The sequence below is a fragment of the Clostridium novyi NT genome (assembly GCF_000014125.1).
In the GTDB taxonomy this organism is placed as follows: Bacteria; Bacillota; Clostridia; order Clostridiales; family Clostridiaceae; genus Clostridium_H; species Clostridium_H novyi.
The window spans coordinates 1,688,922-1,713,510 of record NC_008593.1; the positions used below are offsets into that span (position 1 = coordinate 1,688,922).

Below are 24,589 nucleotides of genomic sequence, written 5' to 3' on the forward strand. Positions count from 1 at the left end.
AGTCCATTTTATTATTTTAATTTAAATCTAATTTTCTAATAATCTACTTTGCTATTATCCCTTACAAATCTCATGTAACTCTATAACCTCTAGAAGAGTATTTTTTTGATTACTTGTAAGTTCATAATCTAAAAACTGAGTATCTCCTTCAAATCTTATCAACGCTTTTTTAGCCTTTCCTAGTTTTTTTAAATTATCAATCATATTTAAATTAGTATTATAATCACTAAGTATGGTATCTTCAAGAACAGGTATTTCAATCCACTCATATATTCCCGTTCCGAATCCAACATTTGATTTTCTATCAAAATAATCAAATTTTAGATCAAAAATTTCTCCATCTGCGTTACATTTAATATTTTTTGTAAATACCCACTCTGATCTATTAAATCCTGCAATTAATTTTAATACATCAATTCCAACTTCTCCTCTCAGATAAGGATAGAATATAACGCTCCCCTCTCCAATATCAATTAATTCTCCATAAGGTTTAGGCATATATGTAACATCCTCACTAACTTTATCTTTACATTTATTTACCTTTGATAATAAATACTCTTCCGATTTCTTTAGCATGTCCTCTTTTGCTTTTAATAAAATATCTTTCATATGATTTTGAGCTTCACTATAGTTTGTATCATCCTTAATAACATTATTAAATTGTTCTAACGCATAAAAATAATTTTTATTTTTCTCAAGCTTAATACCATTTTTAAAAGCTTTTCTTGAATCACTATATTTTTTTATCTTTTCTTTAGATTTATTTATTTGTTCAAAATTAAATTTATAATAGTACATTTGATCCAATACATCTAATTCCTTATTACAATCACTTCTATTTTTATCATTAATGAAATCATTTTGTAAGTGACTAATCTTATTTGTTAGGTATTTTCCTATTTTTTTATCAAATTTATCTTGTTTATTCTTATCATTATTATTTATAACATTAGAATATACTTGTTTTGCATCCTCATATTTTTCAGCATTAAATGCCTTTTTAAATGCATTTATATCTTTATTATTTATATGAACACATATACATATGTTAAGAATTATAATTGCTATCATAACCCCTAAAGATATACATAGTTTCTTTTTGTCTTTTAATAAACTTTCAACTACTTTATCTAACTTACTAATTACTTTTTTAAATAATACTAAAATTTTATTTTTATTTTTTGAATCTTGTTTTTTTAACTTTTTACCACACTTAGAGCAATAAACACTAGAATTATCATTTTCAGTACCACATTTATGACAAAACATACAATCACCTCGTCTACAAAATTATGATTTAATCTAACTAATCTACTATATTTTCTTAAAAATGAATATTATTACATAAAACCATAATTTTTATAGTCATATATCTTTTAACTTATCCTTCTAAACTCACAGACACAAAAAAAACAAAACCACCAGGCATTAACCTGGTGGTTTTCATATACGAGATAAGTCTATAAGCCGAGTTCTGTATTTGATGATCATCTATCTAGGCCTAATGTTACCATTAGACTCAAGCGATTTTACCCGGGGACGGAACGGGCCGCTCCTTAATGTCCCTCTATTCAATCTTGCTCCAGATGGGGTTTACATAGCCGCAAAGTCACCATTGCGCTGGTGAGCTCTTACCTCACCTTTCCACCCTTACCACAAACAAAGTTTATGGCGGTATATCTCTGTTGCACTTTCCTTAGAGTCGCCTCCACTGGGAGTTACCCAGCACCCTGCCCTATGGAGCTCGGACTTTCCTCTCCTACATAAAATGTAGCAGCGATCATCTGGCTTACTCGCAGATTTTATATTAACACACAATTGCTTAAAAATCAAATGAATTTTTGGCAATTATCCTATTTTATAAGGATCTTTAATAACTTCTGAAAATATTATTTTATTTTCAAATCCCGCTTCTTTAATTTTTTCTTGTAGTCTTACACAGATATCCTTAAAAGCTATCCATTCTGTTGGGAAGTGTCCTCCATCAATAACTACCACTCCATCTTCATTATAATCACTTATAACATGGTAAGTAGTATCCCCTGTAATTATACACTCTGCTCCCATGTTTCTAGCTCTATTAAAATAATCCTGTCCACTACCATTTATAACTGCAATTGTTTTTATTTCTTTAGAATCTTCTCCTATGTATCTTACAAAAGGTGTGTTTAAAACTTCCTTTACTCTATTACACATTTCTTTTACTGTTATAGGACTTTCTAAAGTACCTACTCTACCTAATCCACTTACATCATCATCTTCGTCTTTTCCTTCTGAAAACTCTATAGTCTTGCAGTTTTTAATCTTTAGTAATTTCATAACTGTATCATTTATTCCATCTTTAACTGAATCTAAATTAGTATGTGCAGAATATAGACTTATATTGTTTTTTATAAGTTCTAATATTTTTCTTCCAACTAATGTTTCAGACGTAATAGATGATGGTTTTTTATATAATAATGGATGATGAGCAAAAATAAAATTACAGTTTTTTGCTTTAGCTTCTTCTATAACATCTAATGTACAATCTAAAGTTACAAGAATATTACCTATTTCATTATTAAGTTCTCCTACCATAAGTCCAACATTATCATAACTTAACTTTAACTTAACAGGAGCAAATTCTTCTACTATATTTTTAAAATCAACTACTTTTAAAGACATTTAATTAATTCCTCCAATTTTTTAATGTTTTGTTTTAATTCCATTTTTCTTTCTTTGGCAAGTTCAGTATCATCCTTAATGTATTTAACAATATTTTTATATTTATCTATTTTAAAATTAATGTATTCCTTAACTAAAGGATGTTTTTTATCTATTAATTTTTCCCCTATTTCATAGTATATATCGTCTAATTTTTTAGGATTATTGTTAAATCTTACTTTTATAATCTCATAATATTTTCCTTCATCAAAACATAATTCTTCATCTAAAACATCATATCCACTCTCATATATATACTTTCTTAATATATCCGGATTTTGAACTGGTTGAAGTATACAATAATCCAGTGACTTAAACACATCTTTGCTCTCTTCAATTATATCTCTTATTAAATTTCCGCCCATTCCCGCAATTATTGCACCATTAACTTCATTAGGATTTATGGTAGTAAGACCTCCACCAAGTCTACAAGTTATCTTATCACTTAATCCTTCTCTTCTTATATTAGATTTTGCCTTTTCTACTGGTCCTTTATTTATATCTGATGCAATAGCAGCATTACAAACTCCATTTTTTATTAAATATATAGGAAGATATGCATGATCTGTACCTATATCCGAAATACTCTCACATTTATCTACTAATAGTCCGATAGTTTTTAATCTTAAGCTTATATTCATAAATTCTCTCCTATAACATAAAATTAGCCAAAGTTTTAAATTGCATTAAAAAAAATACAATAGCTATAAAAAGTGACACATATATATATGTTTTTGCACTCTTCTTATCATATTTTGCATGAAAATGAGCTGCATAATACATACAAAATAATATTCCCATATTTAAAACACCATAGATAGCCTGTTTAAATGCAAATTGCTTTCCTGTTCCCATTCGTATTGGATTAAAAGCAGCATTGAAACTTAGTGGCATTTTATCAGGTAATGTACCATTTACATATAACAATAGTGGCGTTACAGTAAATATAACTATAATTACACTTACCAATATAAATGGTAACATAAATGATTTTTCCTTATATAATACAACTGGTTTTTTCTTAATGTATTCCCAATCAGCTGGTTTTACACCTTTTTCCTCTAATTTATTTATAAAATCATTTAGATTTTCTGGTGAAATTGCATAATTTATATCATCATTTTTTAGGTATAAAGTATTTCTTCTAGATGTTATAAACATTCTTGTTGTCCCTATTTTGTATATATAATATCTTCCAAAAGCAAAGTTTCCATCACCAATTCCCCTTAATTTAACCCCTCTTATTTTATCTTTAGAATCTTTATATCCTCCTATATCTTTAAAAGATATCTTTACTTTCTTTAATCCATATATCCCTACAATGTGCAAATATTCATCATCTATTATGTATTTCAAAGATAATGATAGTAAAAAATAATATATTCCGTAAATATTTAATATAACTAAAGATGCCTCTATAAATGACAAAACCATATATTGATCAATTAAACGAGTTAAGAATAAACATGATATATCTATGAATAATATAGCGGATAATATAATAATAGAACTTATTCCCTTTTTTGATTTATATGTATCCATATTATCACCTCTCTATATTTTGTAACAATTATACCACAAAAAAAGAGTAAAGTTAAACTTTACTCTCAGGCTGTTGATAAACATAATTTGTCAACAGCCTTTTTACATTTATTACAAAAAGGATTTTTAGTGTTTATGTAGAATATATATTTTAGAACAATAAATCTTTTAGCCCGTTAGGGCTCCTACGGAGGAAAAATGCTTACTAATAATGAAAGAAAACAAAATCAATTAGAACTAGTTTATATAGAAAATTTAGTACCTGAAAATCACATACTTAGAAAGATAGATAAATACATAGACTTTTCATTTATAAGAGATTTAACTAAGGATTTATATTGTCCTGATAATGGAAGACCTTCAGTAGACCCAGTTGTATTATTTAAAATGCTTTTTATCGGATACCTATTTGGTATACGTTCAGAGCGTCAGCTTGTAAAAGAAATCCAGGTAAATGTAGCTTACAGATGGTTTTTGGGATATGGACTTACTGATAAAATACCAAGTCATTCCACTATAAGCCAGAATAGAACAAAAAGATTTAGTAATACAAATATACATCAAGAAATATTTGATAATATTGTATTTCAAGCTATTAATAGAAACTTGGTTGATGGCAAAATTCTATATACTGATTCTACTCACTTAAAAGCTAACGCTAATAAACATAAATTTATTAAAAAAGAAATAACTAAATCCACAAAGGAATACTTTGATGAATTAGAGAATGACATTAATAAAGATAGAATTAATCATAATAAAAAACCTCTAAAAAAAAAGACTAAAATAGCTGAAACTAAGGAAATAAAAGTAAGTACAACTGATCCAGACAGTGGATATATGGTTAGAGATGGAAAACCTAAAGGCTTTTTTTATTTAGATCATAGAACTGTTGACGGAAAGTATAATATTATAACGGACGTTCATGTTACTCCCGGGAATATAAACGATGTAGATCCTTATGTTAAAAGAATAGAAACTCAAATAGAAAAGTTTAATTTTAATACAAAATATTTAGTAGCAGATGCCGGATATTCTACGAATCCTATTTGTAAACAAATTTCAGACAAAAATTATCAAGGTGTTTTTGGGTTCCGTTTAGGACCCCATGTTAAAGGAAAATATACAAAATATAGATTTCAGTATGTTAAAGAATTAGATGGATATGTGTGTATTAATAATTGCTTTTTAAAATATAGAACTACTACAAGGGAAGGTTATAAAGAATACGTAAGTAATGCGGAGCATTGTGCTTCTTGCAAATATAAAAATAATTGCTTAACATCTGATAAATCCATTAATAGAACTATACGTCGTCATGTTTGGGAAGACTATAAAGATCAAATTTTTAGATTTACTAAAACAGAAAAAGGTAAAAATATTTACAAACGACGTAAAGAAAAGATTGAGCGTAGCTTTGCTGATTCAAAAGAATTACATGGGCTACGTTATTGTCGCATGCGAGGAATTAAAAATGTTTCTGAACAGTGCCTACTTACAGCGGCAGTTCAGAATATGAAAAAGATAGCCATGGTGCTATCGCATTATTTTTTGTGTACATTAATTCAAATTTATTCCAAATTAACATACATAATAAATATTTTTCGAATGCTATCGCATAAAAGAATTTTGGCGTAAACAAAAGCCCCCAATTGTTGGGGGCTTTTTGAACAATCTGAGAGTAAAGTTAAACTTTACTCTTTATAACAAAATTAATCTAAATAGTCTTTTAATTTTTTACTTCTGCTTGGATGTCTTAGTTTTCTTAAAGCTTTTGCTTCAATTTGTCTTATTCTTTCTCTTGTTACATTAAACTCTTTTCCAACTTCTTCAAGAGTTCTTGCTCTACCATCATCAAGACCAAATCTTAATCTTAGAACCTTTTCTTCTCTTGGAGTTAATGTATCTAAAACATTTATTAATTGTTCTTTTAACATAGTAAATGCAGCTGCTTCTGCTGGAGCTGGAGCTTCATCATCAGGTATAAAGTCACCTAAGTGGCTATCTTCTTCTTCACCAATAGGAGTTTCAAGTGATACTGGTTCTTGAGCTATTTTCATGATTTCTCTAACCTTATCCACAGGCATTTCCATTATCTTCGCTATTTCTTCTGGCTGTGGTTCACGTCCTAATTCTTGAAGAAGTTGTCTTGATACCCTTATGAGTTTATTTATTGTTTCAACCATATGCACAGGAATTCTAATTGTTCTTGCTTGGTCAGCAATTGCTCTTGTTATTGCCTGTCTAATCCACCATGTAGCATAGGTACTAAATTTATATCCTTTTCTATAATCAAATTTTTCTACTGCTTTTATAAGTCCTAAATTTCCTTCTTGAATAAGATCTAGGAATAACATTCCACGACCTACATATCTTTTAGCTATACTTACAACAAGTCTTAAGTTTGCTTCTGCAAGCTTTTTCTTTGCATACATTTCGCCTTCTTCTATTCTTTGAGCAAGATCTATTTCCTCATCTGGAGTTAAAAGAGGTACTTTTCCTATTTCTTTTAGATACATTCTAACTGGATCATCTATTGATATTCCTTCTGGTACTGAAAGATCTATTTCTTCCTCTTCTTCTGTCTCCATATCTTTCATATCACCAATAACTTCTATATCCATTGATTCTAGAACAGCATAAACTTTTTCTATTTGTTCTGGACTTAATTCAACATTATCAAGTTCATCCATTATTTCTTTATATGTTAAACTACCCTTTTTCTTTCCTTTATCAATAAGACTTTTTATAATCTTCATCTTATCTTTATTATCTTTTACATTATTTTTCTTACTATTATTCTTTTTAGCTTCTGTCATTAAAATTACCTCCTTTCGCAGTGGTTCATTTCCATTATATTATTTTGAATCTTCTCAAGCTCTTTTACAAGATTTAAAGATTCCTCAAATAATCCTTGAGCCTCATAATGTTTAATTTTTTTCATAACTTCTTCCTTCGACTCCTCTAGTTTGAATTTTTTAATCTCTTTTATATAGGCATTTACAAGTTCTTTGTAATCTATATCTTCACTAAAATTTATTTGTTGTATTTTTGTCCATTCTCTCGAACTTTCTACATCATCACATTTTGTCTCTATAGATTTTTCTATGTCTCTTATATTGTCTTCATTATTATTTACTTGCTCTTTTATTAGCTTAAATATTTTCTTATGACTATCTACTATAAAATCTTCTTCATAGATATTGTGCATTACATAATCATAGCTTTCTATATTTAACATCATAATTTTAATTAATTTTCTCTGAGTCTTCATATAAGCAGGCTCTACATATAATTTCTGTCCAAAATTACCTTTAGTATACCTTTTTTCGTCTTTAATATGATTTTTTCTATCTTTAACATTTAATAAATCATAAATTGCTTGTTCTTTAAGCCCTGTCTCTTGAGACAATTTTCTTATATAAATATCTTTCTCTATAGGATTTAATTTATTAATAATTTCACAGGCATTGTTTACATATTTCATAAGCATTTCTTCATTACTTATATCTAAACCAAATTTAGCCATTTTAAGTTCATAGTCAACTAAAGGTAAAGATTCATCTATAAGTTTCATAAAAGCCTCTTTACCATGATTTTTAATAAACTCATCTGGATCTTTACCTTCTGGTATATCTAAAACTTTAAGATCAAAACCTTGTTTTTTTAATATTTTAAGTCCTCTTAAAGTAGCACTTTGTCCTGCAAAATCTGCATCATATGATATTATTATTTTATCTACATATCTTTTTAAAAGTTTTCCCTGCTCGTATGTTAAAGCAGTTCCAAGTGATGCTACAACATTGTCAATCCCATGTTGATATAAAGATATGCAATCCATGTATCCTTCAACTATTATTATTGTCCTACTTTTATTGTTCTTTATGGCAAAATTAAGACCATAAAGATTGGTGCCCTTTTTAAATATGTCAGTTTCTGGAGAATTTAGATATTTAGGCTTAGAATCATCTAAAACTCTTCCTCCAAATCCAATAACTCTACCTCTATAGTCGAATACAGGAAATATAACTCTCTCTCTAAATCTATCGTATGTAGAATTATTTTTTCCCCTTATAATTAAACCTGCATTTAATAAGTCCAATTCAGTGTATCCTTTGTTTTTTAAATAATTCATTAAATTATGCCATCCTGAAGGTGCATATCCAAGTCCAAACCTTCTTATGGTTTTATTAACTATACCTCTGTTTGTAAAATATTCAGTTGCCTTTTTATTTATTTGTAAATTTTTAAAATAATATCTTGCTGCTTCAACGTTTATTTTATATAATTTATCATTTTTATTTTTGTAGGCTTGATTTTTATAATCATTATCCTCTATATGTATGTTAACTTTATCACCAAGATATTTTACTGCCTCAACGAAAGGAAGATTTTTCGTTTTCATTACAAAAGTAAAAATGTTACCTGCCTCACCACATCCAAAGCATTTATAAATTTGCTTATCTTGAGATACGCTAAAGGAAGGTGTTTTCTCATTGTGAAATGGACAAAGTCCTAAGAAGTTTCTTCCTGCTCTTTTGAGTTTAACACTTTCAGAAATAACATCCACAATATCAGTTTGTTCTTTAATCTTTTCAATTATTTCTTCACTTATCAATAAAGCATACCACCCATTTTTTTATTTTTAAGCCAACCTTATATGTATTCGACAAAAAAATTAATAATCCTTCTTTAATTTTAAAATTTCTTAGTCACTTATATATATTCTTTATAAAATACAAATATCCTTCATTTTTTTTATATTCTTTTTCGCCAATTGTTATTTATATATGTATTTTTCCATAACTTTCAATAATTATGCATAGTTTAATAAAACATACAAATTGTACAACTTATTTTAATATATTATATTTATATATTATATTTAGTATTTCTATATACGCATTAAAAATCCTCTTTATACCTTATATTATGTATAAATTTTGTGCATGTTTAATACATTTATAGTAAGACTTTTTTTAAGGAGTGTTACTATGGCTGATACAGCTAAATTATACAATAGTAGTATATTTTCAGAAGAAAATATAAAAAAATCTGTACTTCCACACTACAATTTAGATGATGCAGAAGTTACTGCAATAAAATTTAAAGATACTGCAAAGCAAAGAGCTGTTTATAGAATAACTACCGATAAAAATGAGTATTGCCTAAAGAAAGTTTATTTTCAAAAAAAAGAGTTACTCTTCGTATACTCAGCCATAGAATGGCTATACAGACATGATATAAACATTCCTCGACTTCTACCTAGTAGTAGTTTTGGAAGGTTTGTTGAATATAATGACATGTTGTTTATATTAACTCCTTGGATAGATGGAGTTAAATGTGAGTACAATTACGAAGAACATATAACCAAAGCATGTAGTAATCTTGCAAAGATTCATAAAAGATCTTTTGATTTTTTCCCTATTCCAGGTAGTACTTATAGAAAAGGGTGTGGAAATCTTCATAAATCTATGTGTAAACACTTTGAAAATTTACTTTCAAATTCTAATCACGCTTTTAAATATAAGGATTATTTTTCTAAATCTTTCTTAAATAAATTTAATGAAGGATTTATTCTAGGGAAAAATTCTACTGAAGCTTTATCTAAAGTAAATTTTAAAAACTTAAAAACTTCACTTTGTCATATGGACTATGTAAATAAAAATTTAATTTTTGATAAAGATGATAACCTTTGGATTATAGATCTAGATAAGTGTCGAATTGATTACTGCATTCACGATCTTGCTTATTTTTTCAGAAGACTTCTTCGTCGATATGAAACTAATTGGGATTTAGATATACTTCTCATGTGTTTAGAATCCTATGAAAAAATTCTTCCTCTAAATGTTGATGAGTATAACTATCTTCTTGGTTATTTATCTTTTCCTCAAAAATATTGGAAATTATCAAGAGATTACTATAAGAACATAAAGAAATGTAACAAAAAAGCTTTTGTAAATATGCTTTCTAAATCATCTAGGGACTTTGATAAACAAATCGACTTTTCATACAAATTTGCTAATTATATAAATAAACGATTTAATTAAAAAATTTTAAATTTCATAGTAAAAAAGTGTTACGATTTTTTTCGTAACACTTTTTCTACTTAATAATTTTAATTTTCTTCACCTAGTTTAAGGAATAAACGTGTTATGTTAGTTTTTGAAAGTTTTCCTATAACTTTAACCTTATCGCCATCTTGTTCTGATACTTTTTCTACTACTGGAAGACAATCCACTTCGCGTTCTATAATCTTTTTAGCAGCTGTATAAACACAATCATCTTTTTCTACACATACTATATTAGGCATTCTAGTCATTATTATACCTAATGGTACTTTATTTATATCAGTACCCCCTATTGCTATTTTCAAGAAATCTTTTCTTGAAACAGCTCCTACCAAGAATCCTTGATTCTCTACAAAAATAGTTCCAACATCATTTAGGAATAAATTTATTATAGAATCATATACAGTGGTTTCTTCGTCTAAGATAGTAGGTTTTGACATTATATCTTCTACTTTTATTTTTCTTATATAATCTAGTACCACACTAGAAGTTGATTTATTAGAATATATGTATCCAACTTTCGGTCTAGCTTCTAGTATTCCAAGCATAGTCAATATTGCAAGATCCGGTCTTAAAGCCGCTCTTGTAACTCCTATCTTACTAGCTAAATTTTCACTTGTTATAGGCTGTCCTTCTTTAACCAATTTAATAATTTCTTTTTGCCTAGTCGATAAATTAATGGTTTTCGACCTCCTTTGTTATATTACAATTATATTATATCATATAATAGGTATAATTATATACTATTTTTCGCATTCGTGTAGCTTTTATGTAATTTTTTCCTGAATTTAGTATGTATTTAAGGTTATTTGTATTATATAAATAAAAACGACAGTATTACCTGTCGTCATTATTGTTTGTATTATTTTGATTATTGATATCGTCAAACTTAACAGTATATTTGTACATATTATTATCTTCAGATGACATTTCTTTCTCGTTATCAAACTTTTCTTTTACTTCTGATGTCATAGATTCCATCTTTTCTTTCATATCATCTGTAATATCATTCATTTTATCTTTTACTTCTTTTGCAGTGCTTTTTATTAACTTGTTTACAACTTCAACTGAACCATCGTCTTTTACTATTTCCACTGTAACCTTTGTAACAACCGCACTTAATACTCCAACAGCTATAAGAGCTGGATAAGCAAGTGCAATAACTCCTGCTGCAAGTCCTGCATTAACAGGTATATCCATAATTACTTTATCGTCTTTTTTAACTCTTATTCTGTTTACATTTCCTTTTTTAGCTATTCCCTTAATCCAACTAACAAATTCTTCTTTAGTAGTACAGATATCATCTTTTATACTGCATTTGTTTTCTTCTATAGTATTTTCAAGATATATTAGTGAATCTACAATATTTCCATCACATTTTTCCAGAGCATCTTTTGCTTCAGTATAACTAACTCCAGTTCTTTCTCTTAATATGTCAATCTTTTCTAGAGTAATATCACTCATTATACTCACTCCTTTTTAAATAATTAAAAATCTCTAAGCTTTTAGGTTTTTTAGAATAACTTTGTGATATAAACATGTCTAAGACTTTATACACTTCTTCTTTTATTTCATTGCTTACAGAAATTATATGAGCATTTTCTATAGATGTCTTATATAAAAATTTAAGCACACCATATGCCGCATAACTGATCTTAAATCCACCTGTTTTTTCACAGTTATCACAAACACCTCCATAGTATTGTATGCTTAAATAATTAGTTTTATTTATCCTTTTCCCACATATGCAACATTTTTCAAAATCAAATCCATAACCTGTAGCTTTTAGGAGTTTTAATTCAAAAGTTCTAGCTAAAATTTCTAAATCCATAGCTTGATTTTTTAAAAAGTAAAAACTTTTAATAAAATCTTTAAAAAGCTCCCTATCACTTTGTTCTTGCTCTAATGCTATTAAAATAAGTTCACAAAAATATGAACCATAAGTTATTGTATCCATATCACTTAATAGACTTTGGAAAGAGTCTATTATTTCTACTTCATTTATGCTGTATAAACTCTTTCCTCTATAAAGAACATACTCTCCAAAACAAAATGTTTGGGTTGAAGCTATAAATTTGCTTTTGCTCTTTTTTGCACCCTTTGCAATGGCACATACTTTCCCTATCTTTTCTGTAAAAAGCCATACAAGCTTATCATTTTCTTTATAATCTTGAGTTTTTAAAATTAAGGCTTTTGTTTTAAAAATTGACAGAAAACCATCTCCCAAATAATATTATAAGAATATAACTATTCTTTATATCCTAATTCCTTTAACATGAAGTTACTATCTCTCCACTCTTTTTTAACCTTAACCCATACTTTAAGATTAACTTTAGCATCTAAAAACTTTTCAATATCTTGTCTTGCATAGGTTGATATTGTCTTTAGTTTTTGTCCGCCTTTACCTATTATTATGCCCTTATGAGAATCCTTTTCGCATAAAAGATTTGCATCTATATGATAAGTTCCTCTTTTGCTTTGTTTCATAGAGATTATCTCAACTGCTATACCATGTGGTACTTCTTCTGATAATAATTTTAATGCCTTTTCTCTTATTATCTCTGAAACTACAAACCTTTCTTGAACATCTGTTATCATATCTTCTGGATAATATTTAGGTCCTTCTGGCATGTATTTAATCATTAATTCAAGTAATGTATCCACATTTTTAGATTTTCTAGCTGATATTGGTATTATCTCTGCAAAATCCATATATTCAGAATATTGCTTTAGTGTTTTAGCAACTAATTCTTGTGGATTTTCATCTATTTTATTTATAACTAAAAATACTGGTTTCTTTGAGTTTTTTAAGCCTTCTAATATTAATTCATCACCTTTTGATATTTCACCTTCTGGTGTTGTTATAAATACTATTAAATCAACTTCATCTGTTGAAGTTTCAGCTGCTTTAACCATGTATTCTCCAAGTTTATGTCTTGGCTTGTGTATTCCTGGTGTATCTAAAAATACTAACTGATAGTCATCTCTTGTTAATACTGCACGTATATTATTTCTTGTAGTTTGTGGTCTACAAGATACTATTGATAACTTTTCTCCTAGTATTTCATTTGTAAGTGTTGATTTACCAACATTTGGTCTTCCTATAATTGATATAAATCCTGATTTAAACATGTATCCTCCTTATTTTAATAAGTCTTCTTTAGTAAATCCTCCCGGGAAGAAATCTTCTAATTTTTTTATCTTATAGTCATTTTCATTTTTTATAAGAATTATATCCGTATTTTCATCACTAAATTCACTTATTACCTGTCTACAGATTCCACAAGGTGTTGTATACGTAGATAAGTCACCTACTAGAGCTATAGCTTTTAACTTTTTATTTCCTTGTGCTACTGCTGAAAATATAGCAGTTCTCTCAGCACAATTAGTTGCTCCGTATGAAGCATTTTCTATATTACATCCTCCATATATCTTTCCATCATCCATTATCACAGCCGCACCAACTTTGAACTTTGAATAAGGAGAGTATGCAGTTTCTCTATACTTTAAGGCTTCCTTTATTAATTCTTTGTAATCCATATCTCTACACCTCCGTATAATATTGTACTTAATATAATATCGTAGTATATAAATTATATCATGTATTATTGAAAATTAAACACTTAAAACAATTTTATTTTAATAAAATACTCTAAATATCAGTAAAGTTAGTAGTATTCCAAAAATAGCTCCTGCTATAACTTCAATTATAGAATGAACTTTAGAATCTACTCTACTTTGAGCTATAAGTAATGCCATTAAATAACTTAATATTATAACTGTTGGTTCTTCTGTAATAACTGCTATTATTGTGGCTATAGAAAATCCTATGGCACTATGTCCACTAGGCATTCCACCCTTTAATGGTGTACCTTCTCCAAATATGGCTTTAACTATTAATGTAGCTATAGATACTATTGCTAGTATTAAAAAAATCATATATGGATCCGAGTTTTTTATCTTTTTTATAACAGTAAAAGCAATTGGTTTTAATCTATCTAAAAATACAATGTATCCAACAAAAAGTGCATTTATAGCTGTTATAAGTACAGCTCCTGCAGAAACATTTTTTGCAAGTTTAGCTAATGGATGATAATAATTAGTAGTAGCATCTATTGCAAATTCAATGGCTGTATTTATCATTTCTCCTACTAAAACCATGGTTATAGTTATAGTGAGAATCAAAAGCTCTAATCTACTTAAATCATAAAAAAAACATAAACTCAACACCACAAGTGTAGCTACTAGATGTATTCTCATATTTCTTTGAGTTCTAACAGCATATATAATCCCCTCAATTGCATAATTAAAACTATCCATAACCTTATTTATTTTTTTTATGTAAAACACCTTCTCTACTAGTATTCTCTATTATTTCAGTAATAATAACCTATAAAATATTGACATGCACTAAATAGTACATGTCAATATTGTGTAAACTTATTTATCTTTTTATGCTAAACTTATTTAATATTTCTTCTTCTCTTTTTCTCATTATAGCCTTTTCATCATCTTCCATGTGATCATATCCTAAAAGATGAAGTACAGAGTGTATTGTAAGATAACATACTTCCCTTAAAAAGGAATGCCCAAATTCCTTACTTTGTTCCTCTGCTCTTTCTAATGATAATACTATATCACCTAAAACAAGTTCCCCTTCATCTAAATAAGAAGCATCAAACTCGTAATCTTTGTAAACTTCTTTATAAGTTTTTCCCTTAGGATAATCTAACATAGGAAATGATAATACATCTGTCACTTTGTCAATGTCTCTAGTCTCTTTATTAATTTCTTTTATTGTATCATTATCAATTAATATAACACTAACTTCAGTGTTTACATATACTTCTTCTTCCTTTAAAGCATACTTTATAATTTCATCTAAAGTATTTAATGTCTTTTCATCTATTTTTATTTTATCTTGTCTGTTATCAATATAAATCATTGTTTATTCTCCTTTGACTTTCAACTATTTTTCTGTTGGATACTCAATTCTTTGATGATAAATTCCTGATAAAGTCTTTAAAAAAGATTTTCTTATTTTCTCTAAATCTTTTAAGGTTAAATCACAGTTATCTAATTGTCCTTCGTTAAGTCTAGCCTTTATTATATTATTTACCATCTCTTCAATTTTTCCTTTTGTAGGTTCCTTTATAGACCTTACTGCAGCTTCTACACTGTCTGCTAACATCAAAATAGCTATTTCTTTGCTTTCAGGAATAGGTCCTTGATATCTAAAGTCCTCTTCTTTTATTTCTTCTGGTTTTTCACTATTATTTTTTGCGGTTATATAAAAGTATTTTACAAGTGAAGTACCATGATGTTGCTGTATAGCATCTCTTATAACTTGAGGCAACTTGTATTCTTTTGCCATTTCAACACCGTCTTTTACATGAGATGTTATTATAAGAGTGCTTAAATTAGGATTTATTTTATCATGAGGATTGTCTGGTCCTATTTGATTTTCCTTAAAAAACATAGGTCTTTTTATTTTTCCAATATCATGATAATATGCCGAAACTCTGGCAAGCACTGGATTTCCACCTACTTGTTCTGCTGCAACTTCAGCTAAATTTGCCACAAGCACACTATGATGATATGTACCAGGCGCTTCTAACAATAATCTCTTTTGAGCAGGATGATTAGGATTTGATATCTCTAAAAGCTTTATTGTAGTAACTATATCAAATGTACTTTCAAAGAAAGGTAAAAATCCTACAGTTAATATTGCAGAAGTTATACTTCCTATAAATGAAAATCCCGCTTTTCTAAGAACTTCTAAAACATTATTGCTTAACAAAAATCCCACTGTTAATGTCAAAACTACATTCATTGCACCAATAAATATAGATGCATATAATATGTCATTTCTTTGCTGTAACTTTTTAAGAGCAATAGCACCTAAAATGCTATTTAATATAGCAAGTAGTGTTATTTCAATGTTAAATTGCACTACAGCACTAATTAAAATACAATTAATCACATTATAAGTAATAGCAACCTTATAGTTAATTAAAAGTGCAAATAGCATTGGTACACAAGCTAATGGTATCAAAAACGGTGAAATTATAGATAATGTTCTAGCAAATACTACAGATATACATGTAAGTATACTTAATAAAATTAGCTTTTTATAATCATCATATAATTCTTTAAAGTATCTACAGATATAAAACCACTGTAAAAACATAACAAAGGCTACCAATGCAAATACTATTAAATACACATAAATATTTGTATTGTTATCTAATAATCCTAAATCCTTTAGTAGTATTATATCCCTTTGTGTTATAGGTTCTCCTTCTTTTACGATTGTTTGCCCTTTTTTAATAATTATTGGCTGAACAGCTTTTCTTGCTTCTGTTTTTAGTTCATTTGTTTTAGCTTCATCATAAAAGAAATTAGGTTTAATCACTATAGTACCTATCCTAATACCTAAGTCTCTTAAACTTCTAGACAATTTAGAGCTATTAAATTTTACAGCCACTGCATCTTGAGCCTTTTTAATATCTTCCTCATTGTCCTCTCTTATATCCAAATCTAATACTTTAGTCATTATTCCTACTAGTTTTTCTTGAAGTAGCTTTAATTTATCTTTATTTAAAGTAGTTAAAGCTTTTAATTCTTCATCAGATAAATTTATTTTAGTATCAATTTTTATCTGACCTAATTTTTCTTGTGATCCATTTGCAGTTTCAACATATTTATTTATTTGAAAAAATAAATTGTTTATCTCTTGCAAAGTTTCTTTTTTTATTTCTAAATTTTTATTATATTGAAGTGGTACTGTTTCTTCCTGTTGTACTTGTTTCTCTTTAGTTTTAAGAGTATCTGTAACTTCTTTAGGAGCTTTAATATCCATTTTCGATATATCTCCCTCTTTTAAATCATATTTTCGAGTAACTAAAGATGTTATTAAAACTATAGATATAAAAAACACAGTACATACAAATGTTAATATTCTTTTAGAATTATTACTTTCCATGTTGATATTCATTTAATCATATCACGTCCTTGAATCAAATATTTATCATGCGTTGTCTAAGATATTTAACTTTCTCCACTTTCATCTTTGTTTTCTTTTTCTTCTTTATATGGAGTATCCCCAATATTACCCTCTATGCTTTGATTTTCAGCTATATTTTCTTCTACAACTAAGACAACTCTAATGCTATAATTGTCCCCTTTTATATCTGAATTCACTATCTTATCTACTATTTTAACAGATTTATCTAATTTTACAATTATATTTGAAGAAAGTTCACTAGCAGTTTTTTCCACTACTTCTTTTTGATTATTTTTTTCTTCTTTTTCTACTACTTCATAGTATAAATCCTCTTTTAATATAGATTTGTCTTTATGTATTTTATCACATTTTTGAAACTTATTTTTATATTTCTTTATATATATTTTTTTCCCAAACACCTGCAAGTAAACATCCTTATCTACATTCCCAGTTTTTACAGTCTTTACAGTCTTTATAGGGACTTCTTTTTTTGCTTCATAAAATGTTCTAGCTATAACATTTGCATCTGCATGAACTAAATAGGTGCTTTCTTCTCGTCCTTGTTCTCCCTTTACTAATATATCTCCTTTTTTTACTATATCTCCTTCTTTTACTACAGCGGTTCCTGATGTGCTATATATTCTTCTTATTTCTCCATCCTTACTTGCTACAACATTACTTGGAGATTCCTTTTTTTCTATTTCTGGAGGCTCTTGTCTTTCTGCTATTTTAACCTTTAATTTTACTCCTTCAACCCTTACCCTTGACCACATTATTGCGCCATTTTTTCTTACTATTTGTTCTTCTATATTATAAACATTAATTTTATTTTTTCGTATTCCTGGCTTAATTCCCATATCTTTTAACTGACTTCTTATTTCATAAGGTGTTACATTATTTTCTGTTATAATATTTACATTCCATATAAATCCTGATAAATAGTATATTATTCCCACAAATATACCTATCCCTATTAACAAAGTTTTTCTTTTCTTACTTTTTATAAGTAAAAATGAAACACCACTTCTGCCTAAAATTTTTATCTTAGTGTCAGTTCTCTTTGCTATATCTCTAATTTTATTATAATCCTTTAATCCTACTTCAAAAATAAGTGTTGTTATGGTTTTTCTTCTTAAGTTTTTAACATTAATTCCATTTTTCCATAGTAAATTTATAAACCTTTCTGGACGAAAAGTTTGAATTTCAAGAGTTATTGTTCCTTTTTTATACTTCTCAAAATTAAATTTACTCATACTATCTTCCCTTCATAATTGATACCTTTAAATTTACCTCCTAGTATTACAGTGCTCCCCCCTATAAATAAGATTTCAAGCTTTTTACCAGTTACGGATATAATGCCTACATTTGAATCTATTTTTATTTCATTTTCACTAAATACTACTATTCCTTTATGATTTTCTATGACAATTTCACTATCGCCAGTTACAACTATTTGAGGTATGTCTAAAACCGTGTCTCTAGGCAAGCCTAACTTTTCTGCAACATTCTCTTTAGCATTGTATATACTCTCTTTCAATTTGCAATCTCCCTTAAAATTTCTTTCATACTAATTTATGAATGTTTGCTATAATAAATTACTATATATAAACAATATGTATAAGTTTTTGGACAAAATAAAAGAGCTCAGCAATACTGAGCTCTAATTTTAGCTTTATAAGCGTTTATTTTAATTTAAGTTTTGTTTTACAATTGAGCTTACAAGTTTTCCATCTGCACGACCTTTTAATTTAGCCATAGCAGCTGTCATAACTTTTCCCATGTCTTTAGCACTACTTGCCCCTGTCTCACAAATAATTTGACGAACTATTTCAGCAATTTCATCTTCGGTCAACTGCTTAGGAAGGTACTCTAATAAAATCTCTATTTCAGATTTAGCTTCTTCAACTAAATCCTGTCTATTTCCTTTTTCAAAATCGACAAGAGCATCTCTTCTGCTTTTCACTTCCTTAGATAAAATTCCTATAATTTCTTCATCATCTAAAACTCTGTTATCAGTTTTTTCAACTTGCAAAATAGCGGCTTTTGCCATACTTAAAGTATTGGAACGGAACTTATCTCTACTTTTCATAGCGTCCTTCCAATCTTGTTGTATTTTTTCTTTAAGAGACATACTTGAGCTACCTTCTTTCAATAATTCTTATCTAACTTTTGACTTTCTTCTTCTTGCAGCTTCTGATTTTTTCTTTCTTTTTACACTTGGCTTTTCGTAGTGTTCTCTTTTTCTTACCTCAGATAGAACACCTGCTTTAGCACAAGATCTTTTAAATCTTTTTAATGCGCTTTCTAATGATTCATTATCTCTAACTTTAACTTCTGACATCGGTTATCCCTCCCTCCCTAGCAGTATTCACACCTAAGTAATTTGCAGTTACTGAGGGCAAAATAGCACATTGGTAATTATACAACATTTTTTTACAACCTGTCAACTATTTTCAACGCTTAACTCAAATTTCATACCATCAGCCTGGAGGCCAACCGAATTTTTTGCCACCTAATATATGAAAATGAATATGTTGAACTTCTTGTCCTCCATCTTCACCACAATTCATGACTACTCTGTATCCATTTTCATAGATATTCATCTTCTTTGCAATATCCTTTATGACATTTAATGCATGTGCCATTATGTCTTTATTTTCATCAGATACTTCATTTAGACTTTTTATATGTTGTTTAGGTATTACGAGAACATGTACCGGTGCTGCTGGATTTATATCTTCAAATCCTAACACTAGATCATCTTCGTATACTTTCTTGCAAGGTATTTCGCCTTTTGCTATTTTACAAAATATGCACTCTTCCATGTTTCTCACCTCCTTATCATCATCATTTATATATTCAACAAAAGTGTAGAGTTTCCTTCTAATTTAATATAATTTATATTATAAAATTATATTATTTTTCCAACAGCATACTCATCTTTTGTTTCAATAAGCTTAGTGTTTACTATCTTTCCACTTAAGTCTTCCTTAGATTCTGATATTACTTTTATGTAATTAGGAGTATATCCTTCATAATATCCTTCTTTATTATTGCATTGTTGTTCGTATAGAACTTCCATGTCTTCCCCTATAAATTTATCTATAAACTTTTTCTCATTTATTTCATTTAATTTTATAAGGGCTTTACTTCTTTCTTCTTTTATATTTCCATCTACTTGATTTTCCATTTTCTCAGCTCTTGTTCCTGTTCTTGGACTGTATTTGAATATGTGCATTTTGGATAGTTCTATTCTCTTTAAATACTCATATGTTTCATCAAATTCTTCTATTGTTTCTCCAGGGAATCCAACAATTATATCTGTAGTTATAGAAATATCTTTAATATATTTTCTAAGTAGTTTTACCACATTTTCAAATTCTTCTGTAGTATACTTTCTATTCATTCTCTTTAATGTTTCATTACATCCGCTTTGAAGAGATAAATGGAAATGAGGACATAATTTTTTTAGTTTTCCTATTTCTTTTATTCTATCTTCGTTAAAAAATTCTGGTCCAATTGAACCTATTCTAACTCTAGTTATTCCATCTATTTCGTCTATTTTCTTAAGTATAGTTAGTAAGTTCCAATCTCCTTCTAAATCTACTCCATAAGAAGATATATCAATTCCCGATAATATGATTTCCTTGAATCCGTGTGCTGCTAACTTTTTAACTTCATCAATTATAATTTCAGGATTTTTGCTACAAACTGCCCCTCTTGCAAAAGGTATTAAACAATAAGAACAGAAATTATTACACCCATCTTGTATCTTTAAAAATGCTCTTGTTTTATCTTGATACTCTTCTATATTTAATTCCTCAAACTTTTTATTTCTAAGGACATCATTTACTTCTACTATAGTTTTTCCTTCTTCTTTAGCTCTATTTACCCAATATACTATATCACCTTTGTTTCTAGTGCCTAGTATTACATCAACATCTCCAATTTCTTTTACTTTTTCTGGAGCTATCTGAGTATAACATCCTACAGCTGCAATTATAGATTCTGGATTCTTTCTCTTAGCTCTAGAAAGCATTTGACGAGATTTTTTATCACTCATATTTGTTACAGTACATGTATTTACTACATATACATCTGCCATTTCATCAAACTCTACTACTTCATAACCATTCTTTATAAATTTTTCGGCCATTGCCTCTGATTCATACATATTTACTCTGCATCCTAATGTAGCAAAAGCAACTTTCATTAACTAACTCCTCCTAAATCTCCTAGTTCATACATAAGTAAAGCAAGGCAAGTAAATCCAGCCGTTTCAGTTCTAAGTATTCTTGGACCTAATGTTACAATTTGAGCTTCCATATTTTTTAATTCTTCTATTTCTTCTTGTTCAAAGCCACCTTCTGGTCCAATTATTATTCCTACCTTTTTAACTTCACCTGTTACATTTTTTATCATTTGTTTTATTCCATAATTTTCAGCATTTTCATATGGAACAACAATTAAATCCATTTCTTTTAATTGTTCTTTTAATTCATCCATATTCATTATATCATTAACTTTTGGTATTAAAGTTCTCTTATTTTGTTTACAAGCCTCAAAAGCTATTCTATTCCATCTATCTAACTTTTTACTTTCTCTTTTTATGTCATTTATAGAAGATGCTACTCTGCCTGTTACAACAGGTGTTATTTCTCTTATTCCAAGCTCCGTACATTTTTGAACAATCAAATCCATTTTGCTAGCTTTTGGAAGTCCTTGATAAAGATAAACTTCAATAGGTGGTTCATTGTTAATTTCTAGTTCTTCTAATAATTTAACTTCAACTTTAGACTTATCTATATAATCAATAGTTCCTAAGAACTCTTTACCATTACAGTCGTTTATATTTACCTTATCTCCTTCTTTAAGACGTAACACTTTATATATGTGTTTTACATCTTCTCCTTCAATTACAGCAATATCTGAAAGTATATTATTCTCACTTACAAAAAACTTATGCACTTTTTCGCTCTCCTTTTACGCTCTTGCAATTATGCAACACCATTCTCCATCAACATTGATTTTTTCTATTTCAAATCCACATTGTTGAAGCTTTTCAATTACGTCATCTTTTCTGTCTAATATTATTCCTGAAGATATAAAATATCCACCTTCTACAACGAATTTCTTTACATCTTCAGCTAGTATTTTTATTATATCTGCTAAAATATTTGCAACTACAATATTAGCTTTTCCGTCTACTACTTCCATTAGATTTCCATAAAGTATTTCTATATTGTCTAAATTATTTAATTCTACATTTTCTTTTGCAGCATCAACGGCTACTGGATCAAGGTCTACCCCCACTACATGTTTTGCATTTAATTTTGCTGCTGCAATAGATAGTATTCCTGAACCTGTTCCTATATCAAATACAACTGAATCTTCATTAACATACTCTTCTAGAGCTTTAACACAAAGACGAGTAGTTTCATGAGTCCCTGTACCAAATGCCATACCAGGATCTAATTCTATTACGATTTCATTATCTTTTTTATTGTAATCTTCCCATGTAGGCTTTACAACTATTTCATTACCGATTTTTGTAGGCTTATAATACTTCTTCCAGTTGTTAGCCCAATCTTGTTCATCAACCTTTTTAGCTGTAACTTTGCCTTCTCCCTTATCTAATCCGAATCTATCTAAATTTAACACACTGTCTTTTATGTATTGGAAGTAATGCTCAAAGTTCTCATCATCTTTATAGTATGCTTTAATTGTAGCACCTTCTCTTACATTTAATTCTTCAAGTTCAACCCAATCAAATAAGTTATCTTCACTTTGTTCCCTTTCTTCTATGTCCTTTGAGTCTTCAATTGAAACTCCCTTAACCCCTGTATTATATAAAATTCCTGTAACTGCTTCAGCAGCTTCACTACTAGTTAAAATCTCAACTTCAATCCATTCTTTATCCATATCTAAAGAATCGCTCCTTTTTTCTCTTTTTTACGATTATGTATATTATTTAATTATAATCATATATGTTTAAATTGTAAACTTAAAAAACTTGTTTCCCCCTTAATACGAGAGAAACAAGTTTTTTTATTTAAAGCTCTTTTTTATCTTATCTACAATAGTTTCCTTGCCTAAATCAGATCCTAGTTTCTCGCCACTAGCCTCCATAAAAGCAATTAACGCTGCCTTTTGCTTTTCATTTATAGCTTTTGGAACATCAACTATAACTTTTACATATTGATTTCCTCTACCATGTCCATTTACTCTTGGAACACCTTTTCCTTTTAATCTAAATGTAGTTCCTGATTGAGTTCCTGCTGGAATTTTATACTTAACTGAACCATCTACAGTTGGTACAGTGATTTCTGTTCCAAGCACTGCTTTTCCAAAACTTATGTGCTCTTTTATATATATATCAAAGCCTCTTCTTTCAAAATTCTTGTGTGATGAAACTCTAATGTTTATATATAAATCTCCATTAGGTCCGCCATTTTTACCTGGTTCACCTTGACCTCTTAATGGAAGAACATTTCCTGTATCAACACCAGCTGGTATATTTATTTTTATTTTCTTATTCTTTCTAACTGTTCCTTTTCCATGACAAGTTGTACATGGTTCATCAATAACTTTTCCACTACCACCACACTTGTCACAAGTGCTTGTGCTTACAAAACTTCCAAGTGGGGTATTTCTTTGCACTCTTACTTGACCTGTTCCGCCACATTTGTCACAAGTTTTTGAATCTGTGCCTGGTTTTGCTCCACTACCTGCACATGTATCACATTTTTCATTTCTAGTTATTGATATTTCCTTTTCAACACCAAAAACAGCTTCTTCAAATGTTAAGCTTACAGTATACTCAAGATCCGCTCCTCTTTCAGGACCATTTCTTCTTCTAGAAGAGAATCCCCCTCCAAAGAATGAATCAAATATATCTTCAAAGCCTCCCATACCTGAGAAACCGCCTCCACCAAATCCGCCGAAGCCACCGCCATTAAAGTCAGCACTTCCAAATTGATCGTAGTTAGCTTTCTTTTGTGGATCTGATAATACTTGATAAGCTTCATTTATATCTTTAAATTTTTCTTCAGCTTCTTTATTTCCTTGGTTTCTATCTGGATGATATTTCATTGCAAGTTTTCTATAAGCTTTTTTTATTTCATCATCACTAGCACCTTTTGATAGTCCAAGAACTTCATAATAGTCTTTACTAGCCATCCCTACTTACCACCACCTAATGCTGTATTTCCTAAGATAAATTAAGGGAAGGCTAATAAACCATCCCTTAACTATAAACTTGTTTTAG

25 protein-coding genes and 1 other RNA gene are annotated in these 24,589 nt (G+C 28.7%); 2 read left to right on the forward strand and 24 right to left on the reverse strand.

The annotated features are described in order from the left end of the window. Positions 1-54: 54 nt before the first annotated feature. From NT01CX_RS12090 to NT01CX_RS07870, 5 genes are all read right to left on the reverse strand, one after another. Entirely contained in the window at positions 55-1,269 is a 1,215-nt protein-coding gene (locus tag NT01CX_RS12090; protein ID WP_011722535.1) for a zinc ribbon domain-containing protein, read from the reverse strand. A gap of 177 nt (positions 1,270-1,446) precedes the next feature. Further along, positions 1,447-1,796, reverse strand: an RNA gene (gene rnpB, locus NT01CX_RS12020) — RNase P RNA component class A. Between the two features lie 52 nt (positions 1,797-1,848). Beyond that, the gene (locus tag NT01CX_RS07860; protein ID WP_011722536.1) at positions 1,849-2,664 is read right to left on the reverse strand and encodes a Nif3-like dinuclear metal center hexameric protein; all 816 of its coding nucleotides are present in this window, start codon (positions 2,662-2,664) and stop codon (positions 1,849-1,851) included. Further along, positions 2,655-3,344 carry a tRNA (adenine(22)-N(1))-methyltransferase gene (locus NT01CX_RS07865; RefSeq protein ID WP_011722537.1) on the reverse strand — a complete coding sequence of 230 codons (690 nt, stop codon included), beginning with the start codon at positions 3,342-3,344 and terminating at the stop codon, positions 2,655-2,657. The genes NT01CX_RS07860 and NT01CX_RS07865 overlap by 10 nt, the downstream gene beginning before the upstream one ends. Positions 3,345-3,354: 10 nt before the next feature. After that, entirely contained in the window at positions 3,355-4,245 is an 891-nt protein-coding gene (locus NT01CX_RS07870; protein ID WP_011722538.1) for a PH domain-containing protein, read from the reverse strand. 198 nt (positions 4,246-4,443) lie between these two features. Between NT01CX_RS07870 and NT01CX_RS07875 the strand changes: the two genes are divergently transcribed. Further along, a complete protein-coding gene (locus NT01CX_RS07875) occupies positions 4,444-5,883 on the forward strand; it encodes an IS1182-like element ISCno1 family transposase (protein ID WP_011721434.1) in 1,440 nt (479 codons plus the stop codon). A 74-nt stretch (positions 5,884-5,957) separates the two neighbouring features. Here NT01CX_RS07875 and rpoD read toward each other — a convergent pair whose 3' ends face one another. Both rpoD and dnaG read right to left on the reverse strand, forming a co-directional pair. Beyond that, on the reverse strand, positions 5,958-7,064 hold the full coding sequence (gene rpoD, locus NT01CX_RS07880; RefSeq protein ID WP_011722539.1) for an RNA polymerase sigma factor RpoD: 1,107 nt from the start codon (positions 7,062-7,064) through the stop codon (positions 5,958-5,960). A 5-nt stretch (positions 7,065-7,069) separates the two neighbouring features. Further along, a complete protein-coding gene (gene dnaG, locus NT01CX_RS07885) occupies positions 7,070-8,863 on the reverse strand; it encodes a DNA primase (protein WP_011722540.1) in 1,794 nt (597 codons plus the stop codon). A gap of 376 nt (positions 8,864-9,239) precedes the next feature. On the opposite strand from dnaG, the gene NT01CX_RS07890 reads away from it, so the two are divergent. Next, positions 9,240-10,295, forward strand: a complete 1,056-nt coding sequence (locus NT01CX_RS07890; protein ID WP_011722541.1) for a CotS family spore coat protein — start codon at positions 9,240-9,242, stop codon at positions 10,293-10,295. 68 nt (positions 10,296-10,363) lie between these two features. Here the strand turns inward: NT01CX_RS07890 and NT01CX_RS07895 are convergent, their stop codons facing one another. The 17 genes from NT01CX_RS07895 to dnaJ form a co-directional block, all read right to left on the reverse strand. Beyond that, complete coding sequence (locus NT01CX_RS07895; RefSeq protein ID WP_039224004.1) at positions 10,364-10,996, reverse strand: helix-turn-helix transcriptional regulator; 633 nt, start codon at positions 10,994-10,996, stop codon at positions 10,364-10,366. A gap of 157 nt (positions 10,997-11,153) precedes the next feature. After that, positions 11,154-11,780 carry a DUF4342 domain-containing protein gene (locus NT01CX_RS07900; RefSeq protein ID WP_011722543.1) on the reverse strand — a complete coding sequence of 209 codons (627 nt, stop codon included), beginning with the start codon at positions 11,778-11,780 and terminating at the stop codon, positions 11,154-11,156. Further along, positions 11,773-12,543 (reverse strand): DNA repair protein RecO, encoded by a 771-nt coding sequence (gene recO / locus NT01CX_RS07905; protein WP_011722544.1) that lies wholly within the window; start codon positions 12,541-12,543, stop codon positions 11,773-11,775. Before recO ends, NT01CX_RS07900 begins: the two co-directional genes overlap by 8 nt. Before the next feature lie 20 nt (positions 12,544-12,563). Beyond that, positions 12,564-13,448 carry a GTPase Era gene (era, locus tag NT01CX_RS07910; RefSeq protein WP_011722545.1) on the reverse strand — a complete coding sequence of 295 codons (885 nt, stop codon included), beginning with the start codon at positions 13,446-13,448 and terminating at the stop codon, positions 12,564-12,566. A 9-nt stretch (positions 13,449-13,457) separates the two neighbouring features. Beyond that, a complete protein-coding gene (locus NT01CX_RS07915; protein ID WP_011722546.1) occupies positions 13,458-13,856 on the reverse strand; it encodes a cytidine deaminase in 399 nt (132 codons plus the stop codon). Positions 13,857-13,955: 99 nt separating this feature from the next. Next, entirely contained in the window at positions 13,956-14,636 is a 681-nt protein-coding gene (locus tag NT01CX_RS07920; RefSeq protein ID WP_039224010.1) for a diacylglycerol kinase, read from the reverse strand. Between the two features lie 124 nt (positions 14,637-14,760). After that, on the reverse strand, positions 14,761-15,261 hold the full coding sequence (ybeY, locus tag NT01CX_RS07925; protein WP_011722548.1) for an rRNA maturation RNase YbeY: 501 nt from the start codon (positions 15,259-15,261) through the stop codon (positions 14,761-14,763). A 24-nt stretch (positions 15,262-15,285) separates the two neighbouring features. Then, complete coding sequence (locus NT01CX_RS07930; RefSeq protein ID WP_011722549.1) at positions 15,286-17,313, reverse strand: HD family phosphohydrolase; 2,028 nt, start codon at positions 17,311-17,313, stop codon at positions 15,286-15,288. Positions 17,314-17,366: 53 nt separating this feature from the next. Beyond that, on the reverse strand, positions 17,367-18,575 hold the full coding sequence (gene yqfD, locus NT01CX_RS07935; protein ID WP_011722550.1) for a sporulation protein YqfD: 1,209 nt from the start codon (positions 18,573-18,575) through the stop codon (positions 17,367-17,369). Continuing rightward, positions 18,572-18,859, reverse strand: a complete 288-nt coding sequence (gene yqfC, locus NT01CX_RS07940; RefSeq protein ID WP_011722551.1) for a sporulation protein YqfC — start codon at positions 18,857-18,859, stop codon at positions 18,572-18,574. Before yqfC ends, yqfD begins: the two co-directional genes overlap by 4 nt. A gap of 150 nt (positions 18,860-19,009) precedes the next feature. Next, complete coding sequence (locus NT01CX_RS07945; RefSeq protein WP_011722552.1) at positions 19,010-19,453, reverse strand: GatB/YqeY domain-containing protein; 444 nt, start codon at positions 19,451-19,453, stop codon at positions 19,010-19,012. A gap of 27 nt (positions 19,454-19,480) precedes the next feature. Continuing rightward, positions 19,481-19,663: a 30S ribosomal protein S21 gene (gene rpsU / locus NT01CX_RS07950; RefSeq protein WP_003368017.1), complete on the reverse strand. Its 183-nt coding sequence runs from the start codon at positions 19,661-19,663 to the stop codon at positions 19,481-19,483. 139 nt (positions 19,664-19,802) lie between these two features. Further along, the gene (locus tag NT01CX_RS07955; RefSeq protein ID WP_011722553.1) at positions 19,803-20,147 is read right to left on the reverse strand and encodes a histidine triad nucleotide-binding protein; all 345 of its coding nucleotides are present in this window, start codon (positions 20,145-20,147) and stop codon (positions 19,803-19,805) included. Between the two features lie 86 nt (positions 20,148-20,233). Further along, positions 20,234-21,535: a tRNA (N(6)-L-threonylcarbamoyladenosine(37)-C(2))-methylthiotransferase MtaB gene (gene mtaB, locus NT01CX_RS07960; protein ID WP_011722554.1), complete on the reverse strand. Its 1,302-nt coding sequence runs from the start codon at positions 21,533-21,535 to the stop codon at positions 20,234-20,236. Then, the gene (locus tag NT01CX_RS07965) at positions 21,535-22,290 is read right to left on the reverse strand and encodes a 16S rRNA (uracil(1498)-N(3))-methyltransferase (protein ID WP_011722555.1); all 756 of its coding nucleotides are present in this window, start codon (positions 22,288-22,290) and stop codon (positions 21,535-21,537) included. The genes mtaB and NT01CX_RS07965 overlap by 1 nt, the downstream gene beginning before the upstream one ends. Positions 22,291-22,305: 15 nt before the next feature. Next, positions 22,306-23,244, reverse strand: a complete 939-nt coding sequence (gene prmA, locus NT01CX_RS07970) for a 50S ribosomal protein L11 methyltransferase (RefSeq protein ID WP_011722556.1) — start codon at positions 23,242-23,244, stop codon at positions 22,306-22,308. 126 nt (positions 23,245-23,370) lie between these two features. Beyond that, a complete protein-coding gene (gene dnaJ / locus NT01CX_RS07975; protein WP_011722557.1) occupies positions 23,371-24,501 on the reverse strand; it encodes a molecular chaperone DnaJ in 1,131 nt (376 codons plus the stop codon). Positions 24,502-24,589: the final 88 nt, after the last annotated feature.